Consider the following 15,625-nt stretch of genomic DNA (forward strand, 5'->3'; position numbering starts at 1 on the left):
CAGTGGGCACGACAAATGTCCGGACCAGAGGCGCGAGCGGTACGACGGCCATCGAGAACGTCGACATGAAGCTCGAGGTGGTCGTCATCCAGGTCTCGGACGTCAACCGCGCGAAGGACTTCTACGGCCGCCTCGGGTGGAGGCTCGACCAGACGCCGCCTGGCGTGGTCCAGTTCACGCCGCACGGCTCCGGGTGCTCGGTGCAGTTCGGCCCGAACCTCACGTCGGCCGCGCCCGGCTCGGCCAAGGAGTACCTGATCGTGTCCGACATCGAGGCGGCTCGGAACACGCTCGTTGCCGCCGGCGTCGAGGTCGGCGAGGTTTTCCACAGCGGCCCTGACGGGCCGGTCAGCGGAATGGATCCCGAACGCCGCAGCTATTTCTCCCGCGCCTCGTTCAGCGACCCCGACGGCAACACCTGGCTGCTGCAGGAGATCACCAAGCGGCTTCCCGGGCGCATCGAGGCGGCCGCTACTTCCTTCGGCTCCGTAAGCGATCTGGCAAGTGCACTTCGGCGTGCGGAGACCGCCCACGGCGAGCACGAGAAGCGCACCGTAAGACGGACCCGAACTGGCCCGACTGGTACGCGGAGTACATGGCGAGCGAGCAGGCAGGCACGGAACCGCCCAAGTGAGCCGTCGGCTCCGACGGCAGTCACTCGATGCGCAACTCTTCAAGATTCACCCCGGCCGCCAGGAACCGAGGCTGAGGCAGTCGGGAGGCGGCGACCAGCGCCATGCCGGCCGAGGTCGTCGGGCCGCAGCCGTAGACGTCGGGTGGGAGCACCCGCGCCTCGCCTCCACCGCGTCTGGCCCGCGCCCCGAACCTCGGATGCCCGTTCGAATCGAGTCAGATGGGGTACACGCCACCGGTCTCACCCTCGCGCGTGACCACACGGAAGGAAAGGACGGCAATGACCAGGATCGGCATCATCATCGGGAGCACCCGTCCCGGCCGCAACGGGGAGGCGGTGGCCCGCTGGGTGCACGAGATCGCCAGCGAGCGCAGCGACGCCGTGTACGAGCTCGTCGACATCAAGGAGTTCAACCTGCCGCACCTCGACGAGATGGCACCCCCGTCGCTGGGGCAGTACAGCCAGCCGCACACGCTGCGCTGGGCCGAAAAGATCGCCTCGTACGACGGCTATGTCTTCGTGACGCCGGAGTACAACCACTCGACCTCTGGCGCATTGAAGAACGCGATCGACTTTCTGTATGCCGAGTGGAACAACAAGGCGGCCGGGTTCGTCAGCTACGGCAGTGTCGGTGGCACCCGGGCGGTGGAGCACCTGCGCCTGGTCGCGGCCGAACTGCAGATGGCGGATGTCCGGGCGCAGGTGGCGCTCTCGCTCTTCACCGACTTCGAGAACTTCAGCGTCTTCAAGCCCGGTGCTCATCAGGTTGGTGCGGTGAACACGATGCTTGACCAGTTGGCGGCGTGGAGCGGCGCGCTGGCAACCCTGCGGGCCGGCTCGACGATGGCAACGGCTCAGTCCGGTGGGTAGCCGTCAGTCGGTTCCGGTCAGCCCACCTTTGGTGCGGCGCGGGAGATGATCGTGGCGAAGTCGACGCCGCTCGGCAGGGTGCCGAACGCCTGGCCGTGGTCGCCCGCGAGCCGGGAGGCGCAGAAGGCGTCGGCGACCGCGGGGTGACCGTGCCGCACCAGCAGCGAGCCTTGCAGGACCAGGGCGAGCCGTTCGACGACCCGGCGGGCCCGCAGTTCGAGGTCGCCGTGGTCGGACAGGTCGGCCTGCACCTGACGTACGGCGGCGTCGAGCCGCGCGTCGGCGCCGGCGGCGGCGCTCACCTCGGCCCGGAACGCCTCCATGACCTGGGGCTCCTTCGCGATGGCGCGCAGGACGTCCAGCGCGGCGACGTTGCCGGAGCCCTCCCAGATCGAGTTCAGTGGGGACTCGCGGAACAGCCGCGGCATGCCCGACTCCTCGACATAGCCGTTGCCGCCGAGGCATTCGATTGCCTCGGCGGCGTGCGCCGGCCAGCGCTTGCAGACCCAGTACTTGCCGACGGCGAGAGCGAGCCGTTTGAACGCGGTCTCGCCGGCGTCGCCGCGCGCGGATCGGTCGGTCGCTCCGGCGAGCCGCATCATGAGCACGGTGGCGGCCTCGGACTCGACCGCGAGGTCGGCGAGCACGTTGCGCATCAGCGGCTGGTCAACGAGGTACCGGCCGAAGGTCCGCCGATGGGCGGCGTGGTGGGCGGCGGTGATCACCGCTTGGCGCATCCCGGCCGCCGCACCGATGACACAGTCGAGGCGAGTCAGGTTGACCATGTCGATGATCGTGCGGACGCCGCGTCCCTCCTCGCCGACGCGCCACGCAACGGCGTGCTCGTATTCGACCTCCGATGAGGCGTTGGACCGGTTGCCGAGCTTGTCCTTGAGGCGCATCAGTCGCATCGGGTTGCGCGTGCCGTCCGGCAGGACCCGCGGCACGAGGAAGCAGGCGAGTCCGCCCGGCGCGTGGGCGAGGGTGAGGAAGATGTCGCACATCGGCGCCGAGGTGAACCACTTGTGCCCGAGGAGGCGGTAGGTGCCGTCCGGCTCGGGGTGCGCAATGGTGGTGTTGGCGCGCACGTCCGAGCCGCCCTGCTTCTCCGTCATCGACATGCCCGCCAGCAGCCCCTGCTTGCTCAGCGGCGGACGCAGCCCGAAGTCGTAGTCCTCGGCGGTGAGCAGCGGCTCGTACTGCGCGGCCAGCTCCGGGTTGTGCCGTAGCGCCGGCACGGCCGCATACGTCATCGAGATCGGGCAGCCGTGGCCGGCGTCGGGACGCCAGGTGTAGAACTTGGCGGCCCGGGCCACGTGTGCGCCGGGCCGGCCGTCCGCCCACGGTGCGGCGTGCAGGCCGTGCGTGACCGCGGTGCGCATCAGCGCGTGCCAGGCCGGGTGGAACTCCACCTCGTCGATCCGGTGGCCGTAGCGGTCGTGGGTGCGTAGGACCGGCGGGTGTTCGTTCGCCAGCCGCCCGTACTCGATCGCCGGCTCGGCACCCCCGAGCCGGCCGAGTTCGTGCAACTCGGCGGCGGCCCAGCCGGCGCCCTCCCGTTCCAGGCCCTCGAGCAGTGCCGGGTCGTCCGCCGCGTCGTAGCCGGCCAGCGGGGGAACCTGGTTGAAGACCTCGTGTGTCGTCGTCACGGCGATACTCCAAGCGCGCGGTGGCTGAACGTGATCAGGCTGGGGATGGTGCCGGGGCCGGCGACCCCGGCGGCCAGCGGACCGACCATGGCCTCGGCCAGGGCGCCGACCAGGGCGGTCGCGGTCAGCTCCGGGTCCTGCGGGGGCAGTTCACCGCTCGCCACACCCGCCGCGACGTAGCCGGCGATCAGCTCGGCGTACGCCCGGCGGAAGACGAGCCGCTCGGCGTCGACTGCTGGGTCGACCGGCTCGGCGAGCAGGGCATAGGCCAGCCGTGGGGACTGCAGTGCGCGGCCGGAGAACGTCTCGATGACGGCAGACACCTGCTCGGCGACGGTGGCCTGCCGCGCCGCGGCGCGGGCGACCGCGTCCACCTCGCGCTGGGAGGCAGTCCGGAACACCTCGGCGAACAGGTCGGCCTTGGTGGGGAAGTGGCGGTAGACGCTGCCGGTGGCCACGCCGGCGCGCTCCGCGACGGCGGCGATCGAGCAGCCGGCGTACCCGTGCCCGGCCATGATCTCCAGCGCGGCCGCGGTGATCCGCGCTCGGGAGGCGCTCAGCCGAGCCTGCACCCGCTCGGTGCTTCGGTAGGCCACGCAAGAAGTGAACCACTATTCAGTCTTTGTCGGCAAGGTGCCGACCACTCCGGGTCGGAGCCGGGCAGCGCCCTTCTCCGCCCGGTTGTTGGCCGATTGCCGTATTTACGGAGCGTGACGGTCACAGCTTTGCTTCAACGCCCCGTCGTGATCTCCGTGCCGCCCGGCCGATCAGGTACCGTCCCCTGTCACATCGTTCTTTGCGTCAACCCTGGCTGCCCGTTCTGGCGGAGCCGATCGGAGGACACTGCCGTGACTTTCCATAGCGCAGTCCGCAAGGCTGGACTCATCGTGGCGATCGCCGCCCTCGCGGCGAGCGCGGGGTGCGCCAAGAAGGAGGAGGGCGAGGTCCAGGCGAGTGGGGTCAAGCTCATCGAAAAGGGCAAGCTGACCGTCTGCACTCACCTGCCGTACGCCCCGTTCCAGTCCAAGGACGCCAGCGGCAAGGTGATCGGGTTCGACGTCGACGTCATGGACCTGGTCGCCAAGGACCTCGGCGTCGAGCAGACGATCGTCGACACGCCGTTCGAGGGGATCAAGTCCGGCCAGGACCTGAACACCGGCAAGTGCGACGCGGCCGCTGCCGGCATGACGATCACCGAAGAGCGGCAGAAGGTCATGAACTTCTCCGACCCCTACTTCGACGCGACCCAGGCCATGCTCGTCAAGACCGGCAAGCCGTACAAGTCGCTCGACGACCTCAAGGGCAAGAAGGTCGGCGTCCAGGCCGCGACCACGGGCCGTGACTACGCCAAGAAGTTCGAGCAGGAGAAGGGTCTGCAGCTCGTCGAGTTCGAGGACCTCGCCGCCGAGCAGCAGGCGCTGTCCAACGGCCAGATCGAGGCCGCCATCAACGACCTGCCGGTCTGGACCGAGTACATCAAGGAGCACCCCGGCGGGTTCGAGGTGACCGCCGAGTTCGACACCGGCGAGCAGTACGGCTTCTCGGTGAAGAAGGACGGCAACCCGGAACTGCTCAAGAAGATCAACGAGGTGCTGGCCAAGGCCAAGCAGGACGGCACGTACGACACGATCTACGAGAAGTGGATCGGCAAGAAGCCGAACGCCTGATTCCTGGCAGGAGGGCGCGCCCGTGGGGCGCGCCCTCTGTGTCGACAACCTCCGCACAGTCAAGGAGCGTTGAACCGTGAAGCTGCGACGCCGCCAGCGAGAGCGGCTGTCCCTCGGGATCCAGTACCTGGCCTTCGTCGCCGTCATCGCCGTGGTGATCCTCGCCGCGGACTGGGGCCGGCTGAGGGACGCCTTCTTCCGCGTCGACATCATCGAGTCGATGTTCCCGACGATCATCACCGTCGCGCTGCGCAACACGATCCTCTACACGCTGGGTGCGTTCGCCTTCGGTCTGGTGTTCGGCACGATCCTCGCGCTGATGCGGCTGTCCCGGGTGGCTCCGTACCGCTGGGTGGCGACGGCGTACATCGAGCTGTTCCGAGGTCTTCCCGCGCTGCTGGTGCTCTTCCTCGTCGGGTACGGCATTCCCATCGCCTTCCCCGAGCGGGAAATCCCGGGCGGCGTGTTCGGGTCGATCACCATCGGTCTCGGCTTGACCGCCGCGGCGTACATGGCCGAGACCATTCGGGCCGGCATCCAGGCCGTACCGAAGGGGCAGATGGAGGCGGCCCGTACCCTCGGCATGTCGCACTTCACCGCGATGCGCACCATCGTCATCCCGCAGGCGTTCCGGATCGTGATCCCGCCGCTGACGAACGAACTCATCCTGCTCACGAAGGACTCATCGCTCGCCTACGTGCTCGGCGTGACGGCGCAGACCATCGAGGTCACCAAGTTCGGTCGCGACACGCTGAACGATCGGGTCAACGCCACCCCGCTGCTGGTGGCCGGGCTCACCTACCTGATCATCACGTTGCCCCTCTCCCAGGTGGTACGACGCCTCGAACTCCGCTACGCCAAGGCTCGGTGACCCACATGACTACTACCCAACCCCGCCCCGCCGTCGAGATCCGCGACCTGCACAAGTCCTTCGGGCCGCTCGAAGTGCTCAAGGGCATCGACTTCGAGGTCGGCCACGGCGAGGTGGTCTGCGTCATCGGGCCGTCCGGGTCCGGCAAATCGACGCTCTTGCGGTGCGTCAACCTCCTGGAGGAGCCGACCGCCGGCAAGATCTGGGTGAACGGGACCGAGATGACCGACCCGGACGTCGAGATCGACTCGGTACGCCGCGGCATCGGCATGGTCTTCCAGTCGTTCAACCTCTTCCCGCACCTGACGGTGCTGGACAACCTCACCGTCGCCCAGCGCCGGGTGCTCCGTCGTGGTCGCGCCGAAGCCGAGCGGATCGCGCGGAGCAACCTGGAGCGGGTCGGCCTGGTCGACAAGGCCGGGGCGTTCCCGGCGCAGCTCTCCGGCGGGCAGCAGCAGCGGGTGGCGATCGCCCGATCGCTGTCGATGGACCCCAAGCTGATGCTGTTCGACGAGCCGACCTCCGCGCTCGACCCCGAACTGGTCGGCGATGTCCTCACCGTGATGCGCAATCTGGCCGAGGAGGGCATGACCATGATGGTGGTGACCCACGAGATGGCGTTCGCCCGGGACGTCGCCGACCGGGTCGTGTTCATGGACGGCGGCGTGGTGGTCGAGCAGGGGCCGCCGCACGAGGTGCTCGGCGCGCCGCGGCACGAACGGACCCGCTCCTTCCTCGCCCGGGTCCTCGACCCGACCCACGTCGCGCAGCTTGGTCAGCCCGGCCAGTCCGCCGAGCCGACCGAGCCGCCCAGCCTGCCGGCCGACGACCGCCACAACCTGTGACAGCTGCCCATCCGCCCACTCATCAGGGGCGGATGAGGCACATGCCGCCGGAAGTGGGCCGGTCCATCGTGGTCAACGCGTGGGGCACCTCGGCGAGGCCGATGGTGCGGGTGATCAACTCGGCGGGGCGCAGGACCCCGGCAGTGACCAGCCGCAGCAGTTCCGGATAGGCGTGCGCGGCCATGCCGTGACTGCCGCGCAGCTCCAGCTCGAACGCGATCACGAGGTCCATCGGCAGGGCCGGGCGGCCCTGGGCGGCCGGGAGGAGACCGACCTGCACGTGCCGTCCCCGCCGCCGCAGGCTTTCGATCGACGCGGCGCAGGTCGCGTGACTGCCCAACGCGTCGAGTGACAGGTGGGCGCCGCCGCCGGTCGCCGCCCGGACGGCCGCGGCCACCGCGCCGGGCCCGGTGAGGGCACCGCCGTCCAGGCAGACGGTCGCCCCGTAGCTCTTCGCCAGCTCGAGCGCGCCAGGGGCAACGTCGACCGCCACCACCTGCGCACCGCACGCTGCCGCGATCATCACCGCCGAAAGGCCCACTCCGCCGCAGCCGTGCACCGCCACCCACTCGCCCGCGGCCACCCGCCCCTGGCTGACCACGGCCCGGAACGCCGTGGCGAAGCGGCAGCCCAGCGCCGCCGCGGCCGGGTAGTCCAGCTCGTCGGGAAGTCGGACCAGGTTGACGTCGGCGTCGTGGACCGCCACGTACTCGGCGAACGAGCCCCAGTGGGTGAAGCCGGGCTGCGTCTGCCGCTCGCAGACCTGCTGGTCGCCGGCCAGACAGGAGGGGCACTGCCCACAGGCGCAGACGAAGGGCGCGGTGACCCGGTCGCCGGGCCGCCAGCCGCGCACGCCGGCGCCGACCGCCGTGACGACACCGGCGAACTCGTGCCCGGGGACGTGCGGCGGGCGGATGTCGGGATCGTGTCCCTGCCAACCGTGCCAGTCACTGCGGCACAACCCGGTCGCCTCGACGCGGATGACCGCACCCCCGGGCGGCGGTACGGGGTCCGGGACGTCGCGGACCTCGGGTGGAGCACCGAACTCGTCGAAGACCACGGCACGCATGCGCCGCATCCTCACATGCCACGGTCCGGCCGGCGCGAGCACCCCGGTGTGCGGCACGGCGCACCGCAGGAAAGGATGTGGCCTATGACCGATCCTGTTCGCGAAGCCGCACTGCCCAGGCGCGTCGTGGTGACCGGGGCCGCCGGAAAGCTCGGTCGTGCCGTGGTCGCGCATCTGCGCGGAGTGGGCGTCGACGTGCTGGCTGTGGACCGCGCCGGCGGGCGCGATCCCCGCGACGTCGACGGCGAGTTCCTGCTCGTCGACCTCACCGACTACGGGCAGGTGGTGGAGGCCTTCACCGGCGGCGCCGACGAGCACGGCGGCAGGGTCGACGCGGTCGTACACCTGGCGGCGGTCCCCGCGCCCGGGCTGCTGCCCAACGCGACCACCTTCGCGAACAACTCCGCGGCGACGTACAACACCTTCGCTGCGGCCAGGGCGGCTGGGATCAAGCGGGTGGTGTGGGCGTCGAGCGAGACGGTGCTCGGGCTGCCGTTCGACACTCCGCCGCCGTACGCGCCGGTCGACGAGGAGTACCCGCCGCGCCCGGAGTCGACCTACTCGCTGAACAAGGCGCTCGAGGAGGAGATGGCGCGGCACTTCTGCCGATGGGACCCCGAGCTGGTCATGGTGGGCCTGCGGTTCTCCAACGTCATGGACGTCGAGGACTACGCGCGGTTCCCGTCCTTCGACGCCGATCCGAAGCTGCGCCGCTGGAACCTGTGGGGCTACATCGACGCCCGGGACGGGGCCCAGGCGGTCGAGCGGGCACTCGCCCACGACCGGCCCGGCGCCGACATCTTCATCATCGCCAACGCCGACACCGTCATGAGCAGGTCCAGCGCCAGCCTCATGGCCGAGGTCTACCCCGACGTCGAGGTCCGCAAGGAGCTCGGCGAGCACGAGACTCTGCTCAGCATCGACAAGGCCCGACGGATGCTGGGCTACGAGCCCCGGCACTCATGGCGGGACCACGTGGACCTCACGAGCCGCTGAGGCGACCACGTCACCAAGCCGGTGGACGCGGCTTGTGCCGCCACTCGCTGCCGGCTTCATCAGCTCGTCTCTCTCGTCACTGGGTCAGGGCAACTCCCGTGTCAGCCCGCGACCACGCGGTTGGTGAAGCCGGCCAGGTTGGCCATCGCCCGGTCGATCCGCTCCTGCAGCGTCAGGGTCTCCTCCCGGCGGACCAGCCGCATCTTCGGCTGCCGCTTGCCGCGCAGGTAGAGCGAGCAGGACAGGTCGGCGCAGATGTACTCGCCGACCGTGTTGCCCTTCCGCCCGGCGGCCCCGGCCAGGGGAGCCACGAACAGCGTCACCCCCGACGCGGCGTGATCAGTCAGGCAGATCCGGCACATGCTCGACCGCAACGTGCTCGGCTTGTAGGCCTCGGGCCGCCGCAGCACCACGCCCGTCGGGCCGTCCTCGCCCGGCGCGACCAGCAACGCCCGCATCGGGGCGCCCGGGTCGGTCCAGCCGAGGAAGTCCAGATCGGCCCATGGAACCCCGCCCTCGGCGAAGCCCGCCGGCATCCGGATCCGGCTGGCCTCGCCCTTGCTGCAGTTGACGAAGGATTCGCGGATGTCCTTCTCCTCGAGTGGTTGCATGGTGGGCAAGTTAATTCGTCCCATGTCTGCGGTCACCTGCTTTTCTGGCACCCTGGGCGGATGCGACGCGTCACCGTGCTCGGCAGTTGTGGTGCCTTTCCCGAGCCGGGCCGCGCCTGCAGCGGTTTCGCCGTGGACTGGGACGGTTACCGGCTGGTGCTCGACCTCGGGTACGCCACGCTGCCGCGGCTGCTCAGGCACTGGCCGGACGGGTCGGTGGACGCAGTCGTCGTCACTCACGAGCACCCAGATCACTGCGTCGACCTGCACGGGCTGTTCCGGATGCGCTTCTACGGCGACTCGTCCGGACCGCGGCTACCGCTGTACTGCCCGCCGGGCGTGCTCGAGCGCCTCGGCGGCCTGGAGCCCGACGTCGACCTGCACGCGGTCTTCGACGTGCACCCGCTGCCGGGCAGCTACCAGGTGGGACCCTTCGAGCTGACCGGGCTGTCGCTCCCGCACCACGTGCCCAACGCCGGCATCCGCCTACAGGCCGGCGGGATCGCGCTGGCCTACTCCGGGGACACCGGCCCGACCCCGGTCCTGGCCGAACTCGGCCGGGACGCCGACCTGTTCATCGTCGAGGCCACGGACCGTGACGGGGAGATCGACCGCCCGACCCGCAACCTCCTGACCTCCACCGAGGCCGGCCACTGGGCTCGGCGAGCGGGCGCCCGCCGGCTGCTGCTCACCCACTTCTGGCCGGGCAATGACCGGGCCGCCTCGGTAGCCGCGGCTCGCCAGGAGTTCGACGGTGACCTGCTGGCGGCCGAGGAGGACCTGACCCTCGTGCTCGGGCCCCCAGACTCCCCACCAGACCGTGACGGTGCGTGACCTGGCTCCGACCAAGGGTGATTCTCGGCCCATATTCTTGACTCATTCCAGAAAACGGGCCAGACTTCCGGACGTGGTCGCCACCCTGGATTTCCAGCAGTTGCTGCGCGGAGCCGCGTTGCGCGTGACCCGCCCCCGGGTGGCGGTGCTGAACGCGGTGTGCGCGCATCCGCACGCCGACACGGATTCGATCATCGGCGCCGTGCGCGGGGACCTCCCCGGGGTCTCCCGCCAAGCCGTGTACGACGTGCTGCATGCGCTGACGGCCGCAGGTCTGGTGCGGTGCATCCAGCCGCCCGGCTCCGTGGCTCGCTACGAGTCGCGGGTCGGGGACAACCATCACCACGTCGTGTGCCGATCCTGCGGCGTCATCGCCGACGTCGACTGCGCCGTCGGCGAGGTGCCCTGCCTGACCGCGTCCGATGACAACGGCTTCTCGATCGACGAGGCCGAGGTCGTCTACTGGGGCCGGTGCCCCGACTGTGCCATCGCCGGCAGGTCCTGATTCCCCCTGATCCGCAAGCCACGGAAGGAATCCGATGTCCGAGAACCACGATGCCGTCGTCCATGACGCGGACGCGGGCAGCGAGTCCCGCTGCCCGGTCGCACACGGACGCGCCCCCCACCCCACCCAGGGCGGCGGCAACCGCGGCTGGTGGCCGAACCAGCTCAACCTGAAGATCCTTGCCAAGAACCCCGCCGTGGCCAACCCCCTCGGTGAGAAGTTCAACTACGCCGAGGCGTTCCGGGCCCTCGACCTCGCCGCCGTGAAGCAGGACATCGCGCAGGTCCTGACGACCTCGCAGGACTGGTGGCCGGCCGACTACGGCAACTATGGGCCGTTCATCATCCGGATGGCGTGGCACAGTGCGGGCACCTACCGCATCAGCGACGGCCGCGGCGGCGCCGGTGCGGGGCAGCAGCGCTTCGCGCCGCTCAACAGCTGGCCGGACAACGCGAACCTCGACAAGGCTCGCCGCCTGCTGTGGCCGGTCAAGAAGAAGTACGGCCAGAGGCTCTCCTGGGCCGACCTCATGATCCTCGCCGGCAACGTCGCCCTGGAGTCGATGGGTTTCCAGACCTTCGGCTTCGCCGGTGGCCGTCCGGACGTCTGGGAGCCCGACGAGGACGTGTACTGGGGGCCGGAGACCACGTGGCTGGGCGACGCCCGCTACACCGGCGACCGGGAACTCGAGAACCCGCTGGCCGCGGTCCAGATGGGCCTCATCTACGTCAACCCGGAGGGCCCGAACGGCAACCCGGACCCGATCGCCTCGGCCCGCGACATCCGCGAGACGTTCCGTCGCATGGCGATGAACGACGAGGAGACGGTCGCACTGATCGCCGGGGGTCACACCTTCGGCAAGACCCACGGTGCGGGCCCCGCGGACCACGTCGGCCCCGAGCCTGAGGGTGCCCCGCTCGAGGAGCAGGGCCTGGGCTGGAAGAGCAGCTTCGGCAGCGGCAAGGGCCCGGACACGATCACCAGCGGCCTTGAGGTCACCTGGACCGCGACGCCGACCCGGTGGAGCAACGGCTTCTTCGAGATCCTGTTCGGCTACGAGTGGGAGCTGACCCAGAGCCCCGCCGGTGCCCAGCAGTGGGTCGCGAAGGACGCCGAGGAGATCATCCCGGATCCGTACGACCCGTCGAAGCGGCGCAAGCCGACCATGCTGACGACGGACCTGGCGCTCCGCTTCGACCCGGTCTACGAGCAGATCTCGCGGCGATTTCTGGAGCACCCGGACCAGTTCGCGGACGCGTTCGCCCGGGCCTGGTTCAAGCTGACCCACCGCGACATGGGGCCGGTCGCCCGCTATCTCGGCCCGGAGGTCCCGGCCGAGACGCTGATCTGGCAGGACCCACTGCCGCCGGTGACGCACGAGCTCGTCGACGCCGCGGACATCGCCGCCCTCAAGGGTCAGATCCTCGCCTCCGGGCTGTCGGTGTCCCAGCTGGTCTCCACCGCCTGGGCGTCGGCCTCGACGTTCCGCGGCAGCGACAAGCGCGGTGGTGCCAACGGGGCGCGCATCCGCCTCGAGCCGCAGAACGGCTGGGAGGTCAACAACCCGGACGAGCTGGCGACGGTGCTGCACACCCTGGAGAAGATCCAGGAGGCGTTCAACGGGGCGCAGACCGGCGGGCAGAAGGTCTCGCTCGCCGACCTGATCGTGCTCGCCGGCGGTGTCGGCGTCGAGCAGGCCGCCCGCAACGCCGGTTACGCCGTCGAGGTCCCCTTCACGCCGGGTCGTACGGACGCGTCGCAGGAGCAGACCGACGTGGAGTCCTTCGCCGCGATGGAGCCGACCGTCGACGGGTTCCGCAACCATCTCGGCAAGGGCCACCGCCTGCCGGCCGAGTTCCTCCTGCTGGACAAGGCGAACCTGCTGACCCTGAGCGCGCCCGAGATGACGGTCCTCGTCGGGGGTCTCCGCGTCCTGGGTGCGAACCACCAGCAGTCGCCGCTGGGCGTCTTCACCACGACCCCCGGCTCGCTGACCAACGACTTCTTCGTCAACCTGCTCGACCTGGGCACGGTGTGGCAGTCGACGTCCGAGGACGCGAGCACCTTCGAGGGTCGTGACCTCGCCACGGGCGAGGTCACGTGGACCGGCAGCCGGGTCGACCTCCTGTTCGGTTCGAACTCGGAGCTGCGGGCGCTGGCCGAGGTCTACGCGAGCGACGACGCGCGGGAGAAGTTCGTGCAGGACTTCGTGGCGGCGTGGGTCAAGGTGATGAACCTGGACCGGTTCGACCTCGCCTGATCTGACGTCCAGGCCGGCCCTCATGCGGGGTGTCGGGTGCAGCGACGACGCCTGAGCCGGTGAGGCGGGGTCAGCCTCGCCTCACCGGCTGCCGTTTCTGTCGCGCAGCCAACGCTCGAACTCGGCGGCGACGATGCGCTCGTCATGCACGCTGGCGGCGTCGTCGGACGCCAGCCAGACGATCGGCGGGCCCATCACCGCGGGCTCCAGGAACCGCTGGCCCTCGGGCACGGCGTCGAGGGGCAACATCCCCGTGACGGTCGCGCCTCCGGGCAGCAGCAGGTTGACGGTGACTCCGCTGTCCCGCAGGTCGGCGGCCATGATCCTGGACAGCGCCTCGCTACCGGCACGCGACGGTCCGTAAGGGACGAACCCGGCTCGGTGCATGGTCGAATGGCTCACCGAGATGTTGACGATGCGGTCGCCGCCGGCGGCCAACATCCGCGGCGTGACCTCGCGCGCCACCAGGAAGTAGCCGGTCAGGTTGGTCTCGATCACCGCACGGAAGCCGCCGGCCGGCACCTCCCAGAAGCCCTGCTGGTGGGTCATGAAGCCGTGGCCGGATCCGGGCTCGCTCGTTTCGACGCCCGGGCGGTCCTGAGCACGGCCTCCGCCGGATCGGCGCCACGATCCGGGGTCGCCGGCACGGCAGTTTCAAGGATCGGGTCCGTGGTCGACCGTCGCTCATGGACGATCGGGGGCGCCGGCGCGGCGGGCGGGGCTCTGCCCGGACGCCGCCGGACGCTCCACCCGCGTCGGGTTGCCGCGTACGAGTTCGTCGTGGACGCGCCAGCGGGCGGCCGTGACGGCCTGCCGGGCGGCCTCGTCGCGGTGCTCGATGCGCTGTCGCAGCAGCTGGATGGCGATGCGGCGGTTGAGGCTGAACTGCCGCTCGGTGTCGACCACGACGACCAGTCCCGAGGGGCGGTGGGTGGCCCGCACCGCCGTGCTGGCCTTGTTGCGGTGCTGGCCACCGGGGCCGCCGGTACGGCAGGCGACGACGTCGACGTCCGCCTCGGAGAACGTGGTGGCCGGGGTGTCGATCTGGCACGGCCGGGCGATGACGTACCAGTTCTTCCGGCCGGTGCCGGACCGGTACGGGCTGGGGGCCTGCCAGCACAGGGTTCCGGTCCACGCGGCGGCGAACGTCTCGGCGCCGGCGCCCGAGATCTCGACCACGACCGACCGGTAGCTGGCGGGCCGATCGCCGGGCACGCTGTGGACCCGGTGGGTCGTCAGGTCCTGCCGGGTGGCGTCGGCTTCCAGCCGGCACACCAGCCGGGCCAGCGCCCAGCCGCATTCCTGTGGGCCGCGCCCGGCGGACAGGAGCAGGTGAACGCTCATGGCCGGCCTCGCCTGCGGCGGGCGTCCCGCCGGTCCGGCCGGGCGGTGTACCCGAGGTCGGGCGTCTTGTAGGTGACCAGGGGGACCGTGGTCGCCACGGGTGTGGCCAGGTCGTGGTCGACGAGGTCGCCGATCACCTGCTCGATGCGCTTGTAGGCCGTGGGTGCCTCCTCGAAGAGCAGCTGGCGGTCGCCGCACACCACCAGCGACCCCACCGGGGTGCGGCGCAGTTCCTCGACGGTGTGCTTGGCCCGCCCCCGGCGCAGGGCGTCGGCACGGGACATCTTGCGGCCCGCGCCGTGCGCCACGGAGTGGTTGGCGTCCGGCCCGGCATGGGCGGCCACGAGGTAGGAAGGAGTGCCTCGCGTGCCGGCGATGAGCACGTCGCGGCCGTCGCCCGGCGCCGCGCCCTTGCGGTGCAGGTAGACCCCGTCGCGGATCTCGACCAGGTTGTGGCACTGATCGACGATCGGCTCGGTCGGCTCGGTGCCCAGGGCGTGGGCGACCCGGGCGGCCAGCAGCCGTCGGTTGAGCGAACCCCAGCGCACGGCGTCGTCGTGCATCGCCAGGTAGGCGGCGGGGTCGGGGGTGGGGCCGGCGCCGTGGATCTCGGTGTGTGCTCGCAGGATCCGCTCGCCCAGCCCTCGGGAACCGCTGTGGACGACGAGCGCGAGGTCGCCGGCGTCGAGCCCGAGACGGCTCGCGTGACCTGAGTCGAAGACGGTGCCGATCCGGGCCAGCTCGACGAAGTGGTTACCGCGACCGACCGTGCCGAGTCCCTCGACGTGACCGGCAGGGATGTCGCCCTGCACGATCTCCCAGGCCGGGTCGTCGGCGTCCCGCTCCGGGTCCAGCGGGTGGTCGAGGTCGGGGAACCGGGCGGCAAGCTTCTCCGGTACGGGGCGCTTGAGTTTGACCGGGAACACGGCGATGCCGCACCCGATGTCCGAGCCGACCAGGAACGGATACAGCACGGTCGACGCCATGGCGGCCCCGATCGGGACGCCCTTGCCCGGGTGCAGGTCCGGCATGGCGGCAACGTGGATCATTCCGTCGAGGGCGGCCACCTGGTGGCACTGCGCCAGAGCCTCGGATTCGATCCAGCTGGTGGGGGAGGCGAACACGGAGAGGGTGGCCGGGGCGGACTGGGGCAGAGACTCCCGGCGGGAGTGGTGCTGAGACAAAGACGCTCGCTTCGGACGGGTGTGGGCGGACGGCATGACGGCACCGGTCGGCGCCGCGGGGGTGGAGCAACGGGCCGCTGTCCGTCAGAACGTCATGCCTCCGACCCTCCCGGATCCCGGCGTACCCAGCAAGCGACTTTCGCCCGTCGGCGCAGCCGACCCCCAGGGTCCTGCATGCCCGCCCGCGCCGCCCCCACCACCTTCCCGCCGGCCTCCCGGGCACGTCGATCCACACCGCGTTGAGGCGCTGCCAGTGGGCCGCGTCGCATCAGTGAACTTCGCTTTA

At 70.5% G+C, this 15,625-nt stretch carries 16 protein-coding genes and 1 pseudogene; 9 read left to right on the forward strand and 8 right to left on the reverse strand.

Annotated elements, in window-relative coordinates; translation table 11 throughout:
• Nucleotides 1–65: 65 nt before the first annotated feature.
• Nucleotides 66–362: pseudogene (locus ACFYOS_RS22080) on the forward strand (VOC family protein); the annotation flags it as partial.
• 292 nt (nt 363–654) lie between these two features.
• Here the strand turns inward: ACFYOS_RS22080 and ACFYOS_RS22085 are convergent.
• The gene (locus tag ACFYOS_RS22085; protein WP_387144774.1) at nt 655–786 is read right to left on the reverse strand and encodes a hypothetical protein; all 132 of its coding nucleotides are present in this window, start codon (nt 784–786) and stop codon (nt 655–657) included.
• A 127-nt stretch (nt 787–913) separates the two neighbouring features.
• On the opposite strand from ACFYOS_RS22085, the gene ACFYOS_RS22090 reads away from it, so the two are divergent.
• Nucleotides 914–1,504 carry an NADPH-dependent FMN reductase gene (locus ACFYOS_RS22090; protein WP_387144606.1) on the forward strand — a complete coding sequence of 197 codons (591 nt, stop codon included), beginning with the start codon at nt 914–916 and terminating at the stop codon, nt 1,502–1,504.
• Between the two features lie 17 nt (nt 1,505–1,521).
• Here ACFYOS_RS22090 and ACFYOS_RS22095 read toward each other — a convergent pair whose 3' ends face one another.
• Both ACFYOS_RS22095 and ACFYOS_RS22100 read right to left on the reverse strand, forming a co-directional pair.
• A complete protein-coding gene (locus ACFYOS_RS22095) occupies nt 1,522–3,153 on the reverse strand; it encodes an isovaleryl-CoA dehydrogenase (protein WP_387144609.1) in 1,632 nt (543 codons plus the stop codon).
• Complete coding sequence (locus ACFYOS_RS22100) at nt 3,150–3,749, reverse strand: TetR/AcrR family transcriptional regulator (RefSeq protein WP_387144612.1); 600 nt, start codon at nt 3,747–3,749, stop codon at nt 3,150–3,152. Before ACFYOS_RS22100 ends, ACFYOS_RS22095 begins: the two co-directional genes overlap by 4 nt.
• Before the next feature lie 252 nt (nt 3,750–4,001).
• Here ACFYOS_RS22100 and ACFYOS_RS22105 point away from each other — a divergent pair, with 252 nt between their 5' ends.
• The 3 genes from ACFYOS_RS22105 (at nt 4,002) to ACFYOS_RS22115 (ending at nt 6,536) form a co-directional block, all read left to right on the forward strand.
• Nucleotides 4,002–4,820: a basic amino acid ABC transporter substrate-binding protein gene (locus ACFYOS_RS22105; protein WP_387144615.1), complete on the forward strand. Its 819-nt coding sequence runs from the start codon at nt 4,002–4,004 to the stop codon at nt 4,818–4,820.
• Nucleotides 4,821–4,896: 76 nt separating this feature from the next.
• Nucleotides 4,897–5,691, forward strand: a complete 795-nt coding sequence (locus ACFYOS_RS22110; RefSeq protein WP_387144618.1) for an amino acid ABC transporter permease — start codon at nt 4,897–4,899, stop codon at nt 5,689–5,691.
• A 5-nt stretch (nt 5,692–5,696) separates the two neighbouring features.
• The gene (locus tag ACFYOS_RS22115) at nt 5,697–6,536 is read left to right on the forward strand and encodes an amino acid ABC transporter ATP-binding protein (RefSeq protein WP_387144621.1); all 840 of its coding nucleotides are present in this window, start codon (nt 5,697–5,699) and stop codon (nt 6,534–6,536) included.
• 22 nt (nt 6,537–6,558) lie between these two features.
• On the opposite strand, the gene ACFYOS_RS22120 is transcribed toward ACFYOS_RS22115, so the two are convergent.
• Nucleotides 6,559–7,605, reverse strand: coding sequence for a zinc-dependent alcohol dehydrogenase family protein (locus ACFYOS_RS22120; RefSeq protein WP_387144624.1), 1,047 nt, complete (start codon nt 7,603–7,605; stop codon nt 6,559–6,561).
• 84 nt (nt 7,606–7,689) lie between these two features.
• On the opposite strand from ACFYOS_RS22120, the gene ACFYOS_RS22125 reads away from it, so the two are divergent.
• Nucleotides 7,690–8,601, forward strand: coding sequence for an NAD-dependent epimerase/dehydratase family protein (locus ACFYOS_RS22125; RefSeq protein WP_387144626.1), 912 nt, complete (start codon nt 7,690–7,692; stop codon nt 8,599–8,601).
• A 101-nt stretch (nt 8,602–8,702) separates the two neighbouring features.
• On the opposite strand, the gene ACFYOS_RS22130 is transcribed toward ACFYOS_RS22125, so the two are convergent.
• Nucleotides 8,703–9,212: an FBP domain-containing protein gene (locus ACFYOS_RS22130; protein WP_387144628.1), complete on the reverse strand. Its 510-nt coding sequence runs from the start codon at nt 9,210–9,212 to the stop codon at nt 8,703–8,705.
• A 60-nt stretch (nt 9,213–9,272) separates the two neighbouring features.
• Between ACFYOS_RS22130 and ACFYOS_RS22135 the strand changes: the two genes are divergently transcribed.
• The 3 genes from ACFYOS_RS22135 (at nt 9,273) to katG (ending at nt 12,811) form a co-directional block, all read left to right on the forward strand.
• Complete coding sequence (locus ACFYOS_RS22135; RefSeq protein ID WP_387144630.1) at nt 9,273–10,046, forward strand: MBL fold metallo-hydrolase; 774 nt, start codon at nt 9,273–9,275, stop codon at nt 10,044–10,046.
• A 73-nt stretch (nt 10,047–10,119) separates the two neighbouring features.
• On the forward strand, nt 10,120–10,551 hold the full coding sequence (locus ACFYOS_RS22140) for a Fur family transcriptional regulator (RefSeq protein WP_387144633.1): 432 nt from the start codon (nt 10,120–10,122) through the stop codon (nt 10,549–10,551).
• A gap of 34 nt (nt 10,552–10,585) precedes the next feature.
• Nucleotides 10,586–12,811, forward strand: a complete 2,226-nt coding sequence (gene katG / locus ACFYOS_RS22145; RefSeq protein ID WP_387144635.1) for a catalase/peroxidase HPI — start codon at nt 10,586–10,588, stop codon at nt 12,809–12,811.
• A gap of 81 nt (nt 12,812–12,892) precedes the next feature.
• Here katG and ACFYOS_RS22150 read toward each other — a convergent pair whose 3' ends face one another.
• From ACFYOS_RS22150 to ACFYOS_RS22160, 3 genes are all read right to left on the reverse strand, one after another.
• Nucleotides 12,893–13,360 (reverse strand): SDR family NAD(P)-dependent oxidoreductase, encoded by a 468-nt coding sequence (locus ACFYOS_RS22150; protein WP_387144638.1) that lies wholly within the window; start codon nt 13,358–13,360, stop codon nt 12,893–12,895.
• Nucleotides 13,361–13,495: 135 nt separating this feature from the next.
• Nucleotides 13,496–14,155, reverse strand: a complete 660-nt coding sequence (prfH, locus tag ACFYOS_RS22155) for a peptide chain release factor H (protein WP_387144641.1) — start codon at nt 14,153–14,155, stop codon at nt 13,496–13,498.
• On the reverse strand, nt 14,152–15,339 hold the full coding sequence (locus ACFYOS_RS22160) for an RNA ligase RtcB family protein (RefSeq protein ID WP_387144644.1): 1,188 nt from the start codon (nt 15,337–15,339) through the stop codon (nt 14,152–14,154). Before ACFYOS_RS22160 ends, prfH begins: the two co-directional genes overlap by 4 nt.
• Between the last annotated feature and the right edge of the window lie 286 nt (nt 15,340–15,625).

The sequence above is a fragment of the Micromonospora sp. NPDC005806 genome (genome assembly GCF_042871425.1).
Classification (GTDB): Bacteria; Actinomycetota; Actinomycetes; order Mycobacteriales; family Micromonosporaceae; genus Micromonospora.

What these genes read in the sequence shown, in the direction of transcription:
- ACFYOS_RS22090 (WP_387144606.1), top strand. Translation starts at nt 914, where the DNA reads ATGACCAGGATCGGCATCATCATCGGGAGCACCCGTCCCGGCCGCAAC.
- ACFYOS_RS22115 (WP_387144621.1), top strand. Translation starts at nt 5,697, where the DNA reads ATGACTACTACCCAACCCCGCCCCGCCGTCGAGATCCGCGACCTGCAC.
- ACFYOS_RS22120 (WP_387144624.1), bottom strand. Translation starts at nt 7,605, where the DNA reads ATGCGTGCCGTGGTCTTCGACGAGTTCGGTGCTCCACCCGAGGTCCGC.
- ACFYOS_RS22125 (WP_387144626.1), top strand. Translation starts at nt 7,690, where the DNA reads ATGACCGATCCTGTTCGCGAAGCCGCACTGCCCAGGCGCGTCGTGGTG.
- ACFYOS_RS22130 (WP_387144628.1), bottom strand. Translation starts at nt 9,212, where the DNA reads ATGCAACCACTCGAGGAGAAGGACATCCGCGAATCCTTCGTCAACTGC.
- ACFYOS_RS22135 (WP_387144630.1), top strand. Translation starts at nt 9,273, where the DNA reads ATGCGACGCGTCACCGTGCTCGGCAGTTGTGGTGCCTTTCCCGAGCCG.
- katG (WP_387144635.1), top strand. Translation starts at nt 10,586, where the DNA reads ATGTCCGAGAACCACGATGCCGTCGTCCATGACGCGGACGCGGGCAGC.
- ACFYOS_RS22150 (WP_387144638.1), bottom strand. Translation starts at nt 13,360, where the DNA reads ATGACCCACCAGCAGGGCTTCTGGGAGGTGCCGGCCGGCGGCTTCCGT.
- prfH (WP_387144641.1), bottom strand. Translation starts at nt 14,155, where the DNA reads ATGAGCGTTCACCTGCTCCTGTCCGCCGGGCGCGGCCCACAGGAATGC.